At 39.4% G+C, this 1,915-nt stretch carries 1 pseudogene; it reads right to left on the bottom strand.

The features are described from left to right. A pseudogene (locus tag VF675_RS13595) lies at positions 1-1,880 on the bottom strand (hypothetical protein); the annotation flags it as partial. Between the last annotated feature and the right edge of the window lie 35 nt (positions 1,881-1,915).

The raw sequence follows: 1,915 nt of genomic DNA, 5'->3' as shown, positions 1-1,915 counted from the left end.
TTATTTAAGTTAAAAGGTTGCTCAATCTCATAGTGATTAGACCATGTCACCATTTTCTTCCAAGTAAAACCGATAAGATCCTCATGATTAGCATCATTTTTGACGTGACTTGTATAGAGAGAAAACGGCTGGCTGATCGATTGAATGAATTTCAATACTTCAGGATCGATCGTTGCTTTTTCTTTTTTTTCCCGCCACTTCCGGTATTCGTCTAGAAACGTTTCACGGTATAAAAATACGTCCTGTTGTTGAGGCTGCTTCTGCTTTTTCTTGCTCTTTAATGCAGCAGTTTGAGAATTATTTTCTGTGTGTGAATGAATCTTCTTCATCAATTTTAAAATATCTCTTTCATTCGACTGAAATTTAACCTTGAAATCGCGATGCATCAACTGACTATCGCCTAATAATGCCTTGATCAATTGAGGTGAATATTCACGGTTTGCTTGATAAAACATGTCAGCAATCAGGATATTCAGATGATGCAGATAATGTCTTGCAGTGATCCGAATGTCTTCATGCCCCATCAGATGCGCAAGTCGAGACCAGGCTTGGGCACTACGCGATGAAGCATCCTTCATATTGGGTAAAATGTGCTTTTTAAGCTTACGCCCAAACTCGGAATCATAGTCAGTAAAACAACGTACCAGTGCTATGCTGCCTTTTAAAAGGATAGCCAAATGTGAAGCGGTACTATGCCTGAAAGCGTGAAAGGTATATTGATGATCGTTTGTCCCTAATACAGTATTAAACAGCAACTGGGTAATTTTTGATAAATTTGTACTGGATAAAGGTTGTTCACCCAGCATAAAGAGCTGTTTGATTTTTCTATTGCAGACTGCTGCAGTCGCTTTAGAGCCAGGTAACTGGTTTTGATAAAAGCGACAAAATCCTGTGAACTCGTCCGGTGCTAAAAAATAAGCTAAATCAAACTGACGCGTGGCATTATCACTTTTCAGATCACGCTCAGAATTTAGACGAATCCTAAGGGTGAGATCATCAATATCACCCATTGTTTTTCTCATTTTATGGTGAGATCGATCGTCTTTCTGCTGATCTAAAGCGGATTCAAACACATAATAGAGCTGTCGATTGTCAGGATGTTTTCGTAACTGCGGAGATACAAAATCATCGATACAGATCCCGGCAGCTTCATCAATACGCAAGCCCAGTCTAAATGCCAATGTATAGACCCATTCTAGACAGGTTGCATCCTGCTCAGTCAGACCCAAAGCTTCTGGGTATTCTCTAAGAATCCGTATCATCAATTGAAACATCTGCGGACTAATGAGTCTGGTTTTTAAAAATAAACCGTCACTTTGACGTTCATATAAATATTGCACAATCGGTGCACGATGATTCTTGACTAAGTATTGGTGAAAGGCTTTCAGCCGATCAAAGGCATAACCCGAGGTATTGTATTTTTTATTGTTGTTGGTTTGGGTGGTCGTTTTATGATTTTTCTGATCATTCAGCAGTTTTTCTTCAACAATCGTGCGATACATTTCCTCAAACTGCTCTTCAGTGGCTGTATCTAGATTGATCTGCTGTTCTAGAACATAACAAAGTAGGTCAAGCACAAAACTACTATAGTAACGCTTGATTGTTGAGACTTTAATCGCTGCTTTCCCATGATAAGCAAATTCGTTTTCTAACCACTGACACACGCGTAAATGTGCAATAGCCACTACATAATCTAGGTACTCGCCATTTCCAGCCTCATACGCAGATTTATAGTCCTCAGATTTTTGGATGCTTTTTTGGAGTTGATCCGCAAGCTGTTTGGGTTTGATATCCTGATGAAAAGATAAAAGCCAGGATTTCAGCTCATGACGTTGACCGGTTCGTCGATCATGAAATGTTTTGACTGTAACTGTAGGCATCTCCAAGTCTAAGACTTGAGGCTTTTTTTCAAGAT

The organism is Acinetobacter sp. Lyrl_1, from assembly GCF_051948795.1.
Classification (GTDB): domain Bacteria; phylum Pseudomonadota; class Gammaproteobacteria; order Pseudomonadales; family Moraxellaceae; genus Acinetobacter; species Acinetobacter towneri.
Note: the sequence above shows the minus strand (reverse complement) of the source record. Positions and strands in the feature narration are given on the sequence as shown.